Raw genomic sequence first — 17,641 nt, forward strand, 5'->3', positions numbered from 1 at the left:
GGAAAAGCGTATCCGATGGGTGTCCGGGCGAGCGAATCGTCGTGGACAGCCACTACGGTAGGGCCGCATTCCCGGGGGTCATCCTCCCACGACGACGAGGCAGGCAGATGTTGGCACCGACCGGCGGCACCATCACGCTGGAGACGGTCCTCCGCTTCGTCGACATCGCGACCGACGCCCTCGCCGGTGCCCGTGAGGAGATCGACGCACTCAACGTCTTCCCGGTGCCCGACGGCGACACCGGCACCAACATGTTCCTCACGGTCTCCGCCGCGCGTGACGCGATCCGGGAGGCGACCGGAGGCGACCCCGGGGCCGACCTCGCGTCCGGGCTGGCCGCGATGTCCCGCGGCGCCCTGCTCGGAGCCCGCGGCAACTCCGGGGTGATCCTGAGCCAGATGCTCGGCGCCATCGCCGGACGGATGACCCGTGCCGGAGCCGAGGAGCGCAACGCCGTCGTGGTCGCGGAGGCGCTGCGCGAGGCGACCGACGCCAGCTACGCCGCGGTGGGGGAGCCCGTCGAGGGCACCATGCTCACGGTCGCCGCAGCCGCCACGGCGGCAGCCCTCGAGGTCGCCGGACGTCCCGATGCCCGGGCCCGCGACGTCTTCACGGCCGCCGCCGGCGCGGCGCGCGAGGCGCTGGCCCGGACCCCCGAGCAGCTCCCGGCGCTGCGCGACGCCGGCGTCGTCGACGCCGGGGGACGGGGCGTCAGCGTGATCCTCGACGCCGCCGAGACGGTGCTGACCGGCCGCCGCCCCACGCCCGTGACCGTTCCCGCCCGCGGACACACGATCCCGGTCCCCGTTCCGGCCGACGACCTGACGCCGGGTGGCCCCGCCTACGAGGTGATGTACCTCCTCGACGCCGACGACGACCGCATCCCGGCGCTGAGGGAGTCCCTCGCCGGGCTCGGCGACTCCCTGGTGGTGGTCGGCGGCGAGGGCCTCTGGAACGTCCACGTCCACGTCGACGACGTGGGCGCGGCCGTCGAGGCCGGCATCGAGGCGGGCCGGCCCCACCGGGTCCGGGTGACCCACTTCGCGGAGCAGGTCGCCGCCGGCCGACGTACGCCGGAGCGGACCGGCCGGCGGATCGTCGCCGTCGCCGCGGGGCCGGGCCTCGAGGCGCTGTTCGGGGAGGCCGGGGCCGAGGTCGTCGCCGGTGGGCCGGGGCGCCGGCCGAGCACGCAGCAGATCCTCGACGCGATCCTCGCCACCGGTGCGGGCGAGGTGGTGGTGCTGCCCAACGACGGCGACTCGGTCCGTGTCGCCCGGATCGCGGCCCAGACCGCCGAGCACGACGCCGGCGTGCGGACCGCGGTGATCCCGACCGAGGCCCAGGTGCAGGGCCTGGCGGCGCTGGCGGTCCACGAACCCGGCCGCAGCTTCGACCAGGACGTCCTCGAGATGACCGCGACCGCACGGCACGCCCGCCACGGTGCCGTCACCATCGCCGCCCGGCAGGCGATCACCATGGCGGGGCCGTGCGAGCCCGGCGACGTGCTCGGGGTCGTCGCCGGCGACTTCGCCGTCGTCGGCGACGACCTGCGGGCCGTGGCCGTCGACGTCCTGGAGCGGCTGCTCGCGGGTGGCGGCGAGCTGGTGACCATCGTGCGGGGTGCCGCCGAGCAGGAGGGGCTCGCCGACCACTGCGCGGCGTACGTCGAGGAACGTCATCCCCACGTCGACGTCGTCCTGTACGACGGCGGGCAGGAGCGCTACCCGCTGCTGGTGGCGGTCGAGTGATCACCGTCGACAGCCCGGTCGCGAGCGTCTTCGGCCGGGCCCACAAGAAGCGCCAGCTGGTCCGCGAGGGGCTCGGCATGGAGACCGTCGGCGACCTGCTCTTCCACTTCCCCCGGCGCTATGTCAAGACCAACGAGCTCAGCGAGGTCGCCGAGCCCGTCGAGGGCGAGTCGCTCTCCGTGGTCGGCCGGATCACCTCGAGCGACGTGAAGACCTTCCAGGACCGCCGCACCCGCCGCCGCAGCTTCCGGCTCGAGGTGCGCGTGACCACCAACGGCCCCGACTTCTCCCTCTCCTTCTTCCTCCCCTACCAGGGCCAGGCCGAGTCGGAGCAGGCCCGGATGGCGCCCGGGAAGTTCGGCATGTTCACCGGCAAGGCCAAGCGGTTCGGCGGGCGGTGGCAGATCGCGCAGCCCCACTCGGTCGTCTTCGACGAGGAGGGAGAGGGTGGGCTCGCGGCGAGCATGAAGGGACTGCTGCCGATCTACCCGGTCACCGCGAAGCTCTACTCCTGGGACGTCCAGAAGGTCGTGCAGGCGGCGCTCGACATGGTCGAGGACGTCCCCGACGTGCTGCCGGCCGACCTTCGTGAGTCCCACCACCTGCTCGACGTCACGACCGCCCTGCGCTGGATCCACGGCCCCGACGACTACGCGCAGGTCGGCGCGGCCCAGAAGCGCTTCCGGTTCGAGGAGGCGCTGGTCACCCAGCTGGTGCTCGCCCGGCGCCGCGCGGAGCAGCGCGCCCTCGGTGCTCGCGCCCGGACCGGCGGCGGCCACCTGCTCGAGGCCTTCGACGCCAGGCTTCCCTTCGAGCTCACCCGCGGCCAGCAGGAGGTCGGCGAGCAGCTCGAGCAGGACCTCGCCGAGCCGCACCCGATGAACCGCCTGCTCCAGGGGGAGGTCGGCTCCGGCAAGACGCTCGTGGCGCTGCGGGCCATGCTGCGCGTGGTCGACAGCGGTGCCCAGGCCGCGCTGCTGGCGCCGACCGAGGTGCTGGCCCAGCAGCACCACCGCTCCATCGGCGCCATGCTCGGTGACCTCGCGACCGGCGGCATGCTGGGCGGGGCCTCCGACGCGACGACGATCGCGCTGCTGACGGGCTCGATGACCAAGGCGCAGCGCCAGGAGGCGATGCTGCGGATCACGACGGGGGAGGCCGGCGTCGTGATCGGCACCCACGCGCTGCTCGAGGGAGGTGTCGAGTTCGCCGACCTGGGGCTCGTGGTGGTCGACGAGCAGCACCGCTTCGGCGTCGAGCAGCGGGCCGCGCTCACCGACAAGGCAGGCACGCCGCCCCACGTGCTGGTCATGACCGCCACCCCGATCCCGCGCACCGTCGCGATGACGGTCTTCGGCGACCTCGAGACCTCGGTGCTCTCCGAGCTGCCCGCCGGCCGGGCACCCATCCAGAGCAGCGTGGTCCCGCTCGCCGAGCAGCCCCACTGGCTGGACCGGGTGTGGGAGCGGGTGCGCGAGGAGGTCGCCGCCGGCCACCAGGCGTACGTCGTCTGCCCGCGGATCACCGGCGACGTGCAGGAGCAGGGGGAGAGCGACCAGCTCGACCTCGACGAGGACGGCGAGCCGGTCCCGGCCAAGGCCGCGCTGACCGCGGTCGAGGAGCTCCACGCCGAGCTCGCCGCCGGACCGCTGGCCGACCTGCGGGTCGCGGTGCTCCACGGTCGGATGCCCGCGGACGAGAAGGACCGCACCATGCGCTCGTTCGCCGCCGGCGAGATCGACGTCCTCGTCTCCACCACGGTGATCGAGGTGGGGGTCGACGTGGCCAACGCCACCACGATGGTGCTCATGGACGCCGACCGGTTCGGTGTCTCCCAGCTCCACCAGCTGCGCGGCCGCGTCGGCCGGGGCGGGCTCCCGGGACTGTGCCTGCTGGTGAGCCGCGCCGAGACCGGAAGCCCCGCCCGCGACCGGCTGGAGGCCGTCGCCGCGACGACCGACGGCTTCGAGCTCAGCCGGGTCGACCTCGAGCAGCGCCGTGAGGGCGACGTCCTGGGCCGGTCGCAGAGCGGCTTCCGGTCCAGCCTGCGGACACTGCGGGTGCTGCGCGACGAGAAGACCATCGTCGCCGCACGAGAGGCGGCGGAGGCCTTGCTGGAGACCGATCCGACGCTCTCGGCCGCGCCCGGGCTGGCGGCGGCAGTGGCAGACCTCGAGCATTCGCGGCACTCTGACTTCATGGAGAAGGCATGAACCACCCCCCGGTGAACGTCCCGGGACGTGCCGCCCCATGACACGCATCATCGGGGGACGGGCCGGAGGCCGGCGACTGCAGACGCAGCGGGGCTCCCACACCCGACCCACGAGCGACCGGGTGCGCGAGGCCTTGTTCTCGACGATCGAGTCGTGGTGCGGCTCGCTGTCCGGCCTGCGCTTCCTCGACCTCTACGCCGGCTCGGGAGCGGTCGGCTTCGAGGCGTGGTCCCGCGGGGCCGGCGTGGTGACGCTCGTCGAGCAGGACCGTCGCTCCTCGGCCGTCATCCGCGACAACGCGCGCACGCTCGGGTTCCCGGCGGCCAACGTGGTCACCGCCAGTGTCGCGTCGGCGCTGCGCCGCGCGCCGGTGGCTCCCTACGACCTGGTGTTCCTCGACCCGCCGTACCCCCACGACACCGAGAGCGTCGAGCAGGACCTGCAGTCGCTCGTCGACCACGGCTGGCTGGTGCCCGGGGCGCTGGTGGCGCTGGAGCGGTCCTCGCGCAGCACCGTCCCCCGGTTCCCCGGGGGCTTCGGGGAGGTCCGCGAGAAGCGTTACGGCGAGACGACGCTCTGGTACGGTCACGCCGCCTCGTCCCGTGACGCCGACGCGGCGTCCGACTGAAGCCCGAGGAGGATCCGTGCGCCGAGCCGTGTGCCCGGGGTCGTTCGACCCCGTGACCAACGGTCACCTCGACATCGTGGGCCGCGCCGCGCAGCTCTTCGACGAGGTCGTGGTCGCCGTCGGCGTCAACGCGTCCAAGAAGCGGCTCTTCACGCCCGAGGAGCGGATGGACATGCTGCGTCGAGCCTGCGAGCCGTGGGACAACGTGCGCATCGACGGGTTCTCGGGGCTGCTGACCGACTTCTGCCAGGAGCACGACGTGCACGCCATCGTGAAGGGCCTGCGCGCCGTGAGCGACTTCGACTACGAGCTCCAGATGGCCCAGATGAACGCCTCGCTGGCCCCCGTCGAGACGGTCTTCGTCCCGACCAGCCCCGAGTGGTCCTTCCTCGCGTCCTCGCTGGTCAAGGAGGTCGCGACCTACGGCGGCGACGTCTCCGGGCTGGTCCCCGACTTCGTCCACGACGCCCTGACGGCGCGGCTCGCCGAGCGGCAGCGGTGACCGGCCGGGTCCGGTTTTGCCGCTGCCCCTCCGACCCCGTTACGATTCAAGTCAGTTCTGTCGTGCCCAGACCCGGAGTGATCCCCTGACAAGCCTGGACCCGAGAGCGCCGCTCGTGCTCGACACCCGCGAGCTCGGCCGCCGCCCGGGGTCCCAGCGTGAGGTGACGCGCCAGGTCGAGGCCCCGCCAGAGCTGGGCATCGAAGTCCTGCACGTCCCCGAGGGCTCGCCGGTCGAGATCGACCTGCGGCTCGAGGCGGTCATGGAGGGGGTGCTGGTCACGGGCACGGCCACGGCCGCGCTCGAGGGCGAGTGCGTACGCTGCCTGGAAGCGATCGACGACGACGTCGAGGTCACGTTCCAGGAGCTGTACCTCTACGACGACCACGCCCCTGCCGATGGCGACGGGCAGGAGGACGAGGTCAACCGGCTCGAGGACGACCTGCTCGACCTCGAGCCACTGCTGCGGGACGCGGTGGTGCTCGCACTGCCGTTCCAGCCGCTGTGCGAGGACGACTGTCCGGGGTTGTGCACCGAGTGTGGTGCGCGGCTGGCGGACGATCCCGACCACGCGCACGAGGCGCCGATCGACCCGAGGTGGGCCGGGCTCGCAGCACTGACGCAGGACCAGCACGAACCAGAGCAGCAACAGGACTGATCCTGGCCGGACCCGGCCGGGCATCGACAGGCCGGACCCCCGGCTCGTGAGTATGAGGAGATTGAAGTGGCTGTCCCGAAGCGGAAGATGTCGCGCAGCAACACGCGTCACCGTCGCTCGCAGTGGAAGGCCGTCGCGCCCTCCCTGGTGACCTGCGCCAACCCCGCCTGCGGTGCCAAGCACCTCCCGCACCGTGCGTGCGGCGAGTGCGGCCAGTACGGCGCCCGCGCCGACCGTCGTCAGGTCCTCTGATCGACCTGCGTCGGTCGGCTTGAGCAACTACCCGGAGCTGCGCGCAGCGCTCGGGGATCCGCACCTGGACCCCGAGCTGCTGGAGCGCGCCCTGACCCACCGCTCGTTCGCCTACGAGAACGGCGGGCTCCCCACCAACGAGCGGTTGGAGTTCCTCGGTGACGCCGTCCTCGGCGTGGTCGTCACCGAGACGCTCTACGTCACCCACCCGGACCTCTCCGAGGGCCGGCTGGCCAAGCTCCGCGCCGCCGTCGTCAACGCCCGCGCGCTCGCCGGAGTCGGACGCGAGATCGGGCTCGGCCGCCACGTCAAGCTCGGCCGCGGCGAGCAGACCACCGGCGGGCGCAACAAGGCCTCCATCCTCTCCGACACCGTCGAGGCGGTGCTCGGGGCCATCCACCTCTCCGGCGGCTTCGAGGTCTCGGCCCAGGTCGTCCACCGGCTCTTCGACCCGCTGATCGAGACCGCGTCCTCGATGGGCGCCGGCCTCGACTGGAAGACCTCCCTGCAGGAGCTCTCCGCGGAGCACGCCCTCGGTGTGCCCGAGTACGTCATCGCCGACGAGGGCCCCGACCACGCCAAGACCTTCACCGCGCAGGTGCGGGTCGGCGACGGCCTCTACGGCAACGGCGTGGGCCGCTCCAAGAAGGAGGCCGAGCAGGCCGCCGCGGAGACGGCGTACGGCGAGATCGCCAGTGGCCTGGGCATCGAGGACCCCGCGATCGACGCCTCCAGCCGCCAGGGCTGAGACCCCCGCCGTGCCCGAGCTCCCCGAGGTGGAGGTCGTCCGTGCCGGCCTCGAGCGCCACGTCGTGGGCGCCACGATCACCTCGGTCGCCGTCCTCCACCCGCGCCCGGTCCGGCGTGATCCGCGCGGACCAGCGGGCTTCGCCGCCGCGCTGACCGGCCGGACCGTCACGGCGGCCCGCCGCCGCGGCAAGTACTTCTGGCTCCCGCTCGACAACGGCGACGCGCTCCTCGGCCACCTCGGGATGAGCGGCCAGATGCTGGTCCAGCCGCCCTCGGCGCCCGAGGAGCGGCACCTGCGGGTGCGCTTCGCCCTCGACCGCGACGTCGACCTCCGGTTCGTCGACCAGCGGATGTTCGGTGGGCTGGTCGTCTCCGCCGGGGGAGCGGACCTGCCGGAGGAGATCGCCCACATCGCCCGCGACCCCCTCGACCCCGCGTTCGACGAGGACGAGGTCGTGCGCCGCGTGCGCCGGCGTACGGCGGGGGTCAAGCGGCTGCTGCTCGACCAGGGCCTGGTATCCGGTGTCGGCAACATCTACGCCGACGAGGCGCTGTGGCGGGCGCGGATCCACGGCGACCGGCCCGGCGACCGGCTCACCGCCGGCCAGGTGCGCACGCTGCTCGCCGAGGCGAAGGCCGTGATGGCCTCCGCGCTGGCCCAGGGCGGGACCTCCTTCGACGCGCTCTACGTCAACGTCAACGGGCAGTCGGGCTACTTCGACCGCTCGCTGCACGCCTACGGCCGGGAGGGAGAGCCGTGCGACCGGTGCGGCACCCCGATCCGCCGGATCGTCTTCACCAACCGGTCGTCGTTCTTCTGCCCGCGCTGCCAGCCGGCACCCCGTCGGGTCGTACGCCGGCGGCCGCTCGTCCATTGACCCCCTGCGACCGAGGTGGGACTCTTGAAGGCAGTCCACATCCCAGGGCGCACTCCCTCCCGGAAGGCTCATCCATGGCCAAGGCGTTGATCGGCCACCTGCACAGCGACCCCCGGACCCAGGCACGACTCTCGGTCGAGAACGCGCGGCTGCGCGCCCGCGTCTCGGACCTCGAGGCGCTCGTGCTGCGGCTCAGCCAGGAGAACGACGCCCTGCTGGCCGCCCGGAGCACGGCGCGGCTCGAGCAGAAGGGCCACCTGCAGCCCGTCTGACCCGCCCTCGCCTGCGTGACCCCGCACCCCACGGGTCGTTGTCGGAGGCATGCGCACCCTGCCCTCCCTCGCCGCCACCGGCCTGCTCGTGCTGTCGCTCGGCCTCGCCGCGCCTGCCTCCGCCCACGGCGACGGTGAGCGCAACCGCGAGGTCCAGACCCGGCTCATGGCCGAGGACGACACCCTGCTCGCCAGCGGCAACGTCGCCCACCAGAGCTCGGTCCCGCTGACCCCGGCAGGCGGGGGCACCGTCGGGATCTCCGGGTGCTTCATGGAGACCGCGCCCCTCCTGGTGACGAGCGGGCTGGAGTCCGTGACGGTCTGGGACGTCTCCGACGGCACCCACCCCACCCGGGTCGGGATGCTCACCAACGCCGTCTTCGAGAACGAGGCGATGAGCTGCGGCGAGCGACGGACCGACGCCGGGACCCGCCGCTTCTCGCTGATCGGGGTCGACCTCGTCGACGCGGCCGTCGACGAGAACGGGATCAGCCACACCAACGGCGGCGGCAACGAGCTGGTGATCGTGGACGTCACCGACCCGGCCGACCCCCGCGTCCTCAGCAGCCTCGCGTCGACCACCGGCACCCACACCGTGAGCTGTGTCAACGGGACCGACTGCCGCTTCGCGTACTCCTCGGGAGAGCGCGACCGGTTCTCGATCTTCGACCTGCGCCGGCTCGGGAGGCCCCGCGAGGTCGACAGCAACCCGGCGCGGCCCGGGATCCAGTCCTTCGCGAGCCCCAGCGGCGGGCACAAGTGGAACTTCGACGCGGCCGGCTACGGCACGCACACCGGGTACGACGGCTCCTCGATCTTCGACGTCAGTCGCCCGCGCCACCCGCGGCTGGTCACGACCACCGGCGCGGCCGGAGGAGCAGGCGAGGCGGCGGGCCGGGACGGCTACAACGACTTCATCCACCACAACTCCTTCCGCCCGAACGCCCGGCGGTTCCGGCCGGGCGCTCCGGCCGCCCTGGAGAACGGCAACGTCCTGCTGGTGACCGAGGAGGACTACGAGCAGACCGACTGCGCGCAGGCGGGTTCCTTCCAGACCTGGAAGGTGCGGCGCCTCGGCGGCGACCGGTCGGCCGTGGCGCCGCTGGACAAGGTGGAGCTCGCCGACCTCGGCAACTTCCCGGTACCTGCGGGGGCCTTCTGCTCGGCCCACTGGTTCGACTACCGTCCCGGCGGCATCGTCGCGGTCGGCTACTACGGGGGCGGGGTCCAGCTGCTCGACGTCCGCGACCCGCGCAACATCAGGTCGTTCGGCTACGCCCACTGGTTCGCCTCGGAGGTGTGGGACGCGATGTGGCTCCCGCGCTACGACGCCCGCGGCCGCCAGACCGGCCGTGACACCAACGTCGTCTACGCGATCGACCTGGTCCGGGGGATCGACGTCTACAGCGTCGACCTGCCCGGCGGGCCGACCGGCACCCGCCCGACCACGGGGACGGGTGGTCCGCGCAGCGTGGCCGACGCCGCGGCGTCCGGTGCGGTCCCGATCGGGGTCGTCGGTGGTGGGCTGGCGCTCGCCTACGCCGTACGCCGTCGGGCGCGCCGCTCGTCATAGGGTCGGGCGTGTGAGCGCCGACGTGGTGGGGGAGCCGTACGCCTCGGGGATGTTGGCGACCGGCGACGGGCACCACGTCTACTGGGAGGAGTGCGGCAACCCCGACGGCAAGCCCGCGGTGGTGCTGCACGGCGGACCGGGATCGGGCGCGTCGCCCTCGTGGCGCCGCTACTTCGACCTCTCCCGCTACCGCGTGGTGCTGCTCGACCAGCGCGGCTGCGGCCGCAGCCGGCCGCACGCCGGGGACGACCTCGCCGCGCTGGAGCACAACACGACCGCCCACCTGGTCGCCGACCTCGAGGCGCTGCGGACCCTCCGTGGGATCGACCGGTGGCTGCTGCTCGGCGCATCCTGGGGGTCCACGCTGGCCCTGTCGTACGCCGTGGAGCACCCGGACCGGGTCTCGGAGATGGTGCTGTGGGCGGTGGTCACGACCCGCGAGCGGGACGTCCACTGGCTCACGCACGTCATGGGGGAGGTGTATCCCGAGGAGTTCGACCGGCTGCTCGCGCTGCTGCCCCCGGACGAGCGTGGGGGCAACGTGCCCGCCGCGGTCCACCGGTTGCTGCTCTCGGAGGACGCGGCCGTGAGGGACGAGGCATCGCTGGCCTGGTGCGCCTGGGAGGACCGGCTCGCCGCGGTCAGCGGGCCGCCGCGACCCGACCCACGCTTCGAGGACCCCCGGTTCCGGCTCGGCTGGACCCGGCTCGTGACCCACTACTTCGGCCACCACGCCTTCCAGGCCGACGACGCGATCGTCGGCCGTCTCGACCGGCTGGCCCACGTCCCGGCCGTGCTGCTCCGGGGGCGCCTCGACATCGCCTCGCCGCTGCGGTCGGCGTACGAGGTCGCCTCCCTGATGCCCCGGGCGACCCTGCACGTCGTGGAGGCCGACGCGCACGGTGCGGGTGACGACACCCGCGCCCGGATCGTGGCGGCCCTGGACCGCTTCGCGGGGTGAACGCTCCCCGTTCTCGTGGTTCGATGGGCAGATGGACGCGCTCGGAGAGCTGACTGCTGCACTGCCCGACCACGTGGTCGTGACCGACCCGGAACGGATCGAGAAGTACCGCTGGGACCGGTCGCAGGACCCGAACACGGGCACCCCCGTGGCGGTGGTCCGGGCCGAGGACGCCGAACAGGTGCAGGTCGCCGTGCGCTGGGCCGCCGCCCACCGGGTCCCGGTCGTGCCCCGCGGGGCCGGCAGCGGCCTCTCGGGCGGGTCGAGCGCCGTCGACGGCGGCATCGTCATCAGCCTCGAGCGGATGACCGCGGTCGAGATCGACCCGACCTGCCAGGTCGCCGTCGTCGAGCCGGGTGCCTACAACAAGGACGTCAAGGCTGCCGCCGCCGAGCAGGGGCTGTGGTACCCGCCGGACCCGTCGTCGTACGAGTTCTGCTCGATCGGCGGCAACGTCGCCACCAACGCGGGCGGCCTGTGCTGCGTGAAGTACGGCGTCACCACCGACTACGTCCTCGGGCTCGACGTCGTGCTCGCCGACGGTTCGCTGGTCCGTCTCGGTGGCAAGCGGATCAAGGACGTGGCCGGGCTGAGCCTGCTCAAGCTCTTCGTCGGCAGCGAGGGCACCCTCGGCATCGTGACGAGGGCGATCCTGCGGCTGGTGCCGGCGCAGCAGGAGCGGTCGACCCTGGTCGCGACCTTCGGCTCCCCGACGGTCGCCGCGGAGGCGGTCGTCGCGATCCGCTCACGGCTGCGACCCTCGATGCTGGAGCTGATGGACCAGCCCTCGATCCGCGCCGTCGAGCAGCACCGCTCGATGGGCCTCGACGTCGATGCCGGCGCGCTGCTCGTGGCGCAGTCGGACGCCCCCGGCACCTCGCGCACCGAGGAGATCGCGCTGATGGAGAAGGCCTGCCGTGACACCGGCGCCACCGAGGTCTTCGTCACCGACGACGCCGACGAGGGGGAGCAGTTCGTCCAGGCGCGCCGGATGGTGATCCCCGCCGTGGAGGAGCTCGGTGCGCTGATGCTGGAGGACGTCGGCGTACCCGTGCCGCGCCTGCCCGAGCTGCTGGCCGCCGTGGCGGAGGTCGCCCGTGAGCAGGACCTGTCGATCCCCGTCATCGCCCACGCCGGCGACGGCAACACCCACCCGCTGATCGTGGTGCCGCGCGACGACGACGCCGCCCACCTGCGGGCGCTCCAGGCCTTCGACGACATCATGCACGCCGCGATCCGGCTCGACGGGACGATCACGGGGGAGCACGGCGTGGGGCGTACGAAGAAGTCGGCGCTGCCCGAACAGCTCGGCCCCGACGTGCTCGCGCTGAACCAGCGGGTCAAGGACGCGCTCGACCCCGACGGCATCCTGAACCCGGGAGCGATCCTCTGAGGGTGATGTCTCGGGTTTCCCCGGTCGGCCGGTGAAACCGAGCCGGCCCCCCACCCACTCCACGCGATACGGTCGCTCGCGTGATCCGCGAGCGCCACCTCTTCGGCCCGGGCCCCTCCAACACCTATCCCGAGGCGACCAGCGCCCTGGCGAGACCGTTGCTCGGCCACCTCGACCCCGTCTTCCTCGAGGTGATGGACGAGACCTGCGAGATGCTCCGGACGGTGTGGGGCACGTCGAACGCTCGCACCCTCCCGCTGAGCGCGACCGGGTCGGCCGGCATGGAGGCGGCGTTCGTCAACACCGTGCACCCCGGCGACGTCGTCGTGGTCGCGGTCAACGGGCTGTTCGGCCAGCGGATGTGCGACGTGGCGGCCCGCTGCGGCGCCGAGGTCGTCCCGGTGGAGCACGAGTGGGGCCGGCCGGTCGACGTGCAGCGCGTCGTCGAGGCGCACCCCTCGCCCGCGATCATCGCGGCGGTCCACGCCGAGACCTCGACCGGCGTCCGCTCCGACATCGCGGCCCTCGGCGCCGCGAAGGGGGACGCGCTGCTGGTCACCGACGCCGTCACGAGCATCGGCGGCATCGAGCTGCGCGCCGACGACTGGGGCATCGACGTCGGCTACGCCGGCACCCAGAAGTGCCTCGGCGTCGCCCCCGGACTGGCGCCGTTCACGATCAACGACCGCGCCTTCGAGCGCCGGGTCGAGAAGCCGCAGTCGTGGTACCTCGACCTCGGCCTGCTCGGGGGCTACGTCGGGGAGGCCAGCTCCTCCTCGCTCCAGCGCACCTACCACCACACGGCCCCGACGGCGATGGTCGCGAGCCTCCACGCCGGGCTGGCCCGGGTGCTCGAGGAGGGGCTCGAGCAGGTCTGGGCACGCCACGAGTCCGCCGGAGCCGCGCTCCAGGCGGGTCTGCAGGAGATGGGGCTGGAGCTGTTCGCGGCCGAGGGGCACCGCCTCCCCGAGCTGACGACCGTCAGGGTGCCGGAGGCCGTCGACTCCGCGAAGGTACGCCGTCGGCTGCTCGAGCACCACGGCATCGAGATCGGCGCGGGCGCCGGCGCGTACGCCGCCTCGGTCTGGCGGATCGGCCTGATGGGCCCCAACGCCCGTCCCGACGCCGTGCTCCTCGTGCTGGCCGCGCTGCGGGAGGCGCTGGACCACGCCTGAGAGCCGGCCGGGCGCCCCGGACGCCCGACGTCAGGCCAGCGCGTTCGGGTAGTGCTCGGTCAGCACCGCCAGCAGGGTCCGGTGGACCGGCACGGGCACCCCCGACTCCGCTCCCAGGCGGACCACGGCGCCCGTCCACGCGTCCAGCTCGGAGGGGAGCCCGGCCACCACGTCCCGGTGGAGCGAGGTCGTGGCGCGCTCGGGTTGCTGCTCGAGGAACCCGAGGGTGCGCGGGACGATCCCGTCGGGCAGCTCGACGCCACGGGCCCGCGCAACGGCCACGACCTCCGCCATCGCGGCCTCGAGCAGGCCACGGTGGCGGGAGCGGACCTCGCCGACGGTGGCGTCCAGGGCGGCGCCCAGCCCGCCCAGCGGCACGACGGTCAGCATCTTGGTCCAGAGCTCGGCCCAGATGCGGTCGGGGACACCGGCCTCGACCGCCGCGCCCGTGAAGGTCGCGAGGAGGCGGCTCACCCGCTCGCTCCTGCGGTCGTCCCACTCCCCGAAGGCGATCGTCGCCGGCCCGCCGACGTGCGAGACGACGCCGGGCGACGTGACCATCGCGAAGATCCTGGCCGCACCGGGGAGGACGGCGGTCCGGCCGACCGCCGCCGCCACCTGCTCCGGTGCCTCGACGCCGTTCTGGGTGGTCACCACCGCGGTGCCGTCCCCGACCAGGGCCCCGAGCAGCGGCAACGCCCCGGCCAGCTGCCAGGACTTCACGGCGACCAGCACCAGGTCGACGGCGCCGGTGCCGGAGGGATCGTCGGTCGCGCGGACGTCGCCGACGTGGAAGTCCCCGCCGACGCTCGCCACGTGGAGCCCGTCGCGCCGGATGGCCGCCAGGTGGTCGCCCCGGGCGACGAAGGTGACGTCGTGACCGGCCTGCGCCAGCCGCCCTCCGAAGTAGCCGCCGATGCCGCCGGCGCCGATCACCGCGATCCGCATCCCGTCATTGAAGCAGCCGACGCCCTGGGACCGCCTCCCACGACGGGCCCGGGCGCGCAGGTAGGGTGTGGCTCGCTGAGCTTCCCCGCACTTCAGCACGTTGATCTGCACCGGTGAGGAGCCCGCGTTGTACCTGAAGAGCCTGACCCTCAAGGGGTTCAAGTCCTTCGCCTCCTCCACGACCCTGCAGCTCGAACCGGGGATCACCTGCATCGTGGGGCCGAACGGCTCGGGCAAGTCCAACGTCGTCGACGCGCTCGCGTGGGTGATGGGGGAGCAGGGCGCCAAGAGCCTGCGCGGCGGCAAGATGGAGGACGTCATCTTCGCCGGCACCTCCGGCCGCCCGCCGCTGGGCCGCGCCGAGGTGCTGCTCACCATCGACAACGCCGACGGTGCGCTCCCGATCGACTACTCCGAGGTGACGATCAGTCGGACCATGTTCCGGTCGGGCGGCTCCGAGTACGCCATCAACGGCACCCCGTGCCGGTTGCTCGATGTCCAGGAGCTGCTCTCCGACTCGGGGATCGGCCGCGAGATGCACGTCATCGTCGGCCAGGGCCAGCTCGACTCGATCCTCCACGCGACACCCGAGGACCGGCGCGGCTTCATCGAGGAGGCCGCGGGCGTCCTCAAGCACCGCAAGCGCAAGGAGAAGGCGCTCCGCAAGCTCGACTCGACCGAGGGCAACCTCAACCGGCTCGGCGACCTGCTCACCGAGATCCGCCGCCAGCTCAAGCCGCTGGGACGCCAGGCCGAGGTCGCACGCAAGGCGGCCGGCGTGCAGGCCGACGTACGCGACGCGCGGGCGCGGCTGATGGCCGACGACCTCGCCACCGCGCGGACCGCCCTGGACCAGGAGCTCGCCGACGAGAGCGTGCTGGTCGAGCGACAGGCCTCGGTCGAGGCCGCCGTGGCGGACGCCCAGCAGCAGGAAGCCGCCCTGGAGGCGGCGCTGCGCGAGCAGCTGCCCGAGCTCTCGCGCGCGCAGGACACCTGGTTCGCCCTGTCCGGGCTGCGCGAGCGGCTCCGTGGCACCCAGTCCCTCGCGGCCGAGCGGGTCCGCAACGCCGGCAGTGTGGAGGAGGACACCCCGAGCGGGCGTGACCCCGACCAGCTCGAGGCCGAGGCCGCCCGGGTCCGCGAGCAGGAGCAGGGCATCGAGACCGAGGTCGCCGAGCGGCGTACGGCGCTCGAGACGGCCGTGTCCGGTCGACGTACGGCCGAGGACGCGGCTGCCGAGGAGGAGCGCCGGATCGCCGGACTGCAGCGGGCCGCGGCCGACCGGCGCGAGGGCCTTGCCCGGCTCCACGGACAGGTCAACGCGCTGAAGTCCCGCGCCGCCGCGGCCGCCGACGAGGTCGGCCGGCTCGGGCAGGGCCGCGAGGAGGCGGAGGCGCGGGCCCTGCGCGCCCAGCGCGACTTCACCTCGCTGGAGACCCGGATCGCCGGTCTCGACGCCGGCGAGGAGGGCCTCGACGCCGAGCACGAGGGGGCCGTCTCCGAGCTCGACGACCTCGAGGAGCGGCTGGCCAAGGCCCGCGCGGAGGTGCAGCAGGCTGACCGGGAGCGGGGCGCCCTGCAGGCCCGCAAGGACGCCCTCGAGATGGGCCTCAACCGCAAGGACGGCGCCGGCGCGCTGCTGGCCGCCACCGACGACGTCTCCGGCCTGCTCGGGTCCGTCGCCGCCCTGCTGTCGGTCCGCAACGGCTTCGAGACCGCCGTGGCCGCCGCGCTCGGGAGCGCCGCCGACGCCGTGGTGGTCACCGATGCCGACTCCGCAGTGGGGGCGCTGGCGCACCTCAAGACCGACGACCTCGGCCGGGCCGGGATGCTGCTCGGGGGAGCCCCCGCGGCCGACCGCGACTGGCCGGGCCTGCCGGCCGGCGCCACGTACGCCGTGGACGTCGTCGACGCGCCCGACGACCTCGCGCCGGCGCTGACCCGGCTGCTCCACAAGACCGTGGTCGTCGACGACCTGCCGGCCGCTCGTGCCTTGGTCGCCGAGGCGCCTGACCTGACGGCCGTGACCCGCGACGGCGACGTGTTCGGCACCCACTTCGCCTCGGGCGGCTCCAGCAGCCAGCCCAGCCTGATCGAGATCCAGGCGGCCGTCGACGAGGCGGCCTCCCAGCTCGCCGAGGCGACCGCGACCACCGAGCGGCTCGGGTTCGACATCTCCCGCCTCGAGGCCGAGCGGCTGGCCGCGCAGAAGCGCGTCGACGTCGCCCTCGCCAAGCTCCACGAGTCCGACGCCACCCTGGCTGCGGTGGCCGAGGAGCTCGGGCAGTACGGCTCGCAGGCGCGCGCCGCCCGCGGCGAGGCCGAGCGGCTCGCCGCTGCCATCGCCCGCGCGGAGGAGGCCCGTGACGCCGACCTCGCCGGTCTGGCCGAGCTGGAGGCCAGGTTGGCGACCGCGGAGGACGCGCCCGACGAGGAGCCCGACACCCGTGCCCGGGAGGAGCTCGCCGAGGCCGCCCGAGCGGCCCGCCAGGGCGAGATGGACGCGCGGCTGGCGCTGCGGACGTCCGAGGAGCGTGCCCGCGCCCTGCACGGTCGCGCCGACCAGCTGACCCGTGCGGCCAGGTCCGAGCGGGAGGCCCGCGCCCGCGCCGCCGAGCGCCGGGAGCGGCTGCTCCGGGAGGGCCGGGCCGCCGAGGCGGTCGGGGTCGCCGTCGGTCTGGTGCTGCAGCGGCTCGAGGTCTCGATCCACCGTGCCGCCGAGGCGCGTGCGGCGGTGGAGCAGAGTCGGGGGGAGCGCGAGCAGCAGCTGCTGACGGTGCGTGGTGCCCTCCGCGACCTGGGCCGCGAGCACGACGAGCTGGTCAACTCCGTCCACCGTGACGAGATGGCGCGCGCCCAGCAGCGGATGCGGATCGAGCAGCTCGAGGAGCGTGCGCTCGAGGAGCTGGGGCTCGACGGCGACGCCCTGGTGGCCGAGTACGGCCCCGACCAGCTGATCCCGTTCACGGGCGAGGTGGAGGAGGGGGCCGAAGCGCCCGAGCCGACCCCGTTCGTGCGCGAGGAGCAGCAGAAGCGCCTCAAGACTGCCGAGCGGGCGCTGGCCATGCTGGGCCGGGTCAACCCGCTGGCCCTCGAGGAGTTCTCCGCGATGGAGGAGCGCCACAAGTTCCTCACCGAGCAGCTCGAGGACCTGCGCAAGACGCGCAAGGACCTCCTCGACATCGTGCGCGAGGTCGACTCCCGCGTGGAGGAGGTCTTCACGGCCGCGTACGCCGACGTCTCGACGGCCTTCGACTCGACCTTCTCGCGGCTTTTCCCCGGCGGCGAGGGCCGGCTGGTCCTCACCGACCCGGGCGACATGCTCAACACCGGCATCGAGGTCGAGGCGCGACCGGCCGGCAAGAAGGTCAAGCGGCTCTCGCTGCTCTCCGGCGGCGAGCGCTCGCTGGTGGCCGTGGCGTTCCTGGTCGCGTTGTTCAAGGCGCGTCCCTCGCCCTTCTACATCCTCGACGAGGTCGAGGCCGCCCTCGACGACACCAACCTCGGACGACTCCTGGAGATCTACGAGGAGCTGCGTGAGAACTCCCAGCTGCTCGTCATCACCCACCAGAAGCGGACCATGGAGGTCGGCGACGCCCTCTACGGTGTGACCATGCGCGGTGACGGCGTCTCGGCCGTGATCAGCCAGCGGCTGCGGGACGCCGAGCCAGCCTGAGCCCGGACCCGTCG

15 protein-coding genes are annotated in these 17,641 nt (G+C 73.5%); 14 read left to right on the forward strand and 1 reads right to left on the reverse strand.

What is annotated here, in order from left to right:
• The first annotated feature begins 107 nt into the window (after positions 1–107).
• The 13 genes from EXE57_RS18480 to EXE57_RS18540 all read left to right on the forward strand — a co-directional run bounded on the left by EXE57_RS18480 (position 108) and on the right by EXE57_RS18540 (position 13,003).
• The gene (locus EXE57_RS18480; RefSeq protein WP_135080085.1) at positions 108–1,748 is read left to right on the forward strand and encodes a DAK2 domain-containing protein; all 1,641 of its coding nucleotides are present in this window, start codon (positions 108–110) and stop codon (positions 1,746–1,748) included.
• A complete protein-coding gene (locus EXE57_RS18485) occupies positions 1,745–3,961 on the forward strand; it encodes an ATP-dependent DNA helicase RecG (protein WP_135080087.1) in 2,217 nt (738 codons plus the stop codon). Before EXE57_RS18480 ends, EXE57_RS18485 begins: the two co-directional genes overlap by 4 nt.
• 37 nt (positions 3,962–3,998) lie before the next feature.
• Positions 3,999–4,589 (forward strand): 16S rRNA (guanine(966)-N(2))-methyltransferase RsmD, encoded by a 591-nt coding sequence (rsmD, locus tag EXE57_RS18490; RefSeq protein WP_135080089.1) that lies wholly within the window; start codon positions 3,999–4,001, stop codon positions 4,587–4,589.
• Between the two features lie 16 nt (positions 4,590–4,605).
• Positions 4,606–5,091, forward strand: coding sequence for a pantetheine-phosphate adenylyltransferase (coaD, locus tag EXE57_RS18495; RefSeq protein ID WP_135080091.1), 486 nt, complete (start codon positions 4,606–4,608; stop codon positions 5,089–5,091).
• Between the two features lie 115 nt (positions 5,092–5,206).
• The gene (locus EXE57_RS18500) at positions 5,207–5,749 is read left to right on the forward strand and encodes a YceD family protein (protein ID WP_244246898.1); all 543 of its coding nucleotides are present in this window, start codon (positions 5,207–5,209) and stop codon (positions 5,747–5,749) included.
• Between the two features lie 66 nt (positions 5,750–5,815).
• Complete coding sequence (gene rpmF / locus EXE57_RS18505) at positions 5,816–6,001, forward strand: 50S ribosomal protein L32 (RefSeq protein ID WP_135080093.1); 186 nt, start codon at positions 5,816–5,818, stop codon at positions 5,999–6,001.
• A gap of 19 nt (positions 6,002–6,020) precedes the next feature.
• On the forward strand, positions 6,021–6,749 hold the full coding sequence (gene rnc / locus EXE57_RS18510) for a ribonuclease III (RefSeq protein ID WP_135080095.1): 729 nt from the start codon (positions 6,021–6,023) through the stop codon (positions 6,747–6,749).
• A 10-nt stretch (positions 6,750–6,759) separates the two neighbouring features.
• A complete protein-coding gene (mutM, locus tag EXE57_RS18515) occupies positions 6,760–7,629 on the forward strand; it encodes a bifunctional DNA-formamidopyrimidine glycosylase/DNA-(apurinic or apyrimidinic site) lyase (protein ID WP_135080097.1) in 870 nt (289 codons plus the stop codon).
• A gap of 74 nt (positions 7,630–7,703) precedes the next feature.
• Positions 7,704–7,901, forward strand: a complete 198-nt coding sequence (locus EXE57_RS18520; RefSeq protein ID WP_135080099.1) for a hypothetical protein — start codon at positions 7,704–7,706, stop codon at positions 7,899–7,901.
• Between the two features lie 49 nt (positions 7,902–7,950).
• On the forward strand, positions 7,951–9,474 hold the full coding sequence (locus EXE57_RS18525; protein WP_135080102.1) for an LVIVD repeat-containing protein: 1,524 nt from the start codon (positions 7,951–7,953) through the stop codon (positions 9,472–9,474).
• Between the two features lie 10 nt (positions 9,475–9,484).
• Positions 9,485–10,435, forward strand: a complete 951-nt coding sequence (gene pip / locus EXE57_RS18530) for a prolyl aminopeptidase (RefSeq protein ID WP_135080104.1) — start codon at positions 9,485–9,487, stop codon at positions 10,433–10,435.
• Between the two features lie 31 nt (positions 10,436–10,466).
• Positions 10,467–11,828 carry an FAD-binding oxidoreductase gene (locus tag EXE57_RS18535; protein WP_135080106.1) on the forward strand — a complete coding sequence of 454 codons (1,362 nt, stop codon included), beginning with the start codon at positions 10,467–10,469 and terminating at the stop codon, positions 11,826–11,828.
• Between the two features lie 80 nt (positions 11,829–11,908).
• Entirely contained in the window at positions 11,909–13,003 is a 1,095-nt protein-coding gene (locus tag EXE57_RS18540; RefSeq protein ID WP_135080108.1) for a pyridoxal-phosphate-dependent aminotransferase family protein, read from the forward strand.
• 30 nt (positions 13,004–13,033) lie between these two features.
• On the opposite strand, the gene EXE57_RS18545 is transcribed toward EXE57_RS18540, so the two are convergent.
• Positions 13,034–13,951 carry a 2-dehydropantoate 2-reductase gene (locus EXE57_RS18545; RefSeq protein WP_135080110.1) on the reverse strand — a complete coding sequence of 306 codons (918 nt, stop codon included), beginning with the start codon at positions 13,949–13,951 and terminating at the stop codon, positions 13,034–13,036.
• A gap of 127 nt (positions 13,952–14,078) precedes the next feature.
• Between EXE57_RS18545 and smc the strand changes: the two genes are divergently transcribed.
• Entirely contained in the window at positions 14,079–17,627 is a 3,549-nt protein-coding gene (smc, locus tag EXE57_RS18550) for a chromosome segregation protein SMC (protein WP_135080112.1), read from the forward strand.
• Positions 17,628–17,641: the final 14 nt, after the last annotated feature.

The sequence above is a fragment of the Nocardioides euryhalodurans genome, assembly GCF_004564375.1.
Classification (GTDB): Bacteria; Actinomycetota; Actinomycetes; order Propionibacteriales; family Nocardioidaceae; genus Nocardioides; species Nocardioides euryhalodurans.

Excerpts from the sequence above, each read along its gene's own strand:
- rsmD (WP_135080089.1), top strand. The coding sequence starts at position 3,999 with ATGACACGCATCATCGGGGGACGGGCCGGAGGCCGGCGACTGCAGACG.
- EXE57_RS18535 (WP_135080106.1), top strand. The coding sequence starts at position 10,467 with ATGGACGCGCTCGGAGAGCTGACTGCTGCACTGCCCGACCACGTGGTC.
- EXE57_RS18545 (WP_135080110.1), bottom strand. The coding sequence starts at position 13,951 with ATGCGGATCGCGGTGATCGGCGCCGGCGGCATCGGCGGCTACTTCGGA.
- EXE57_RS18480 (WP_135080085.1), top strand. The coding sequence starts at position 108 with ATGTTGGCACCGACCGGCGGCACCATCACGCTGGAGACGGTCCTCCGC.
- EXE57_RS18525 (WP_135080102.1), top strand. The coding sequence starts at position 7,951 with ATGCGCACCCTGCCCTCCCTCGCCGCCACCGGCCTGCTCGTGCTGTCG.
- EXE57_RS18520 (WP_135080099.1), top strand. The coding sequence starts at position 7,704 with ATGGCCAAGGCGTTGATCGGCCACCTGCACAGCGACCCCCGGACCCAG.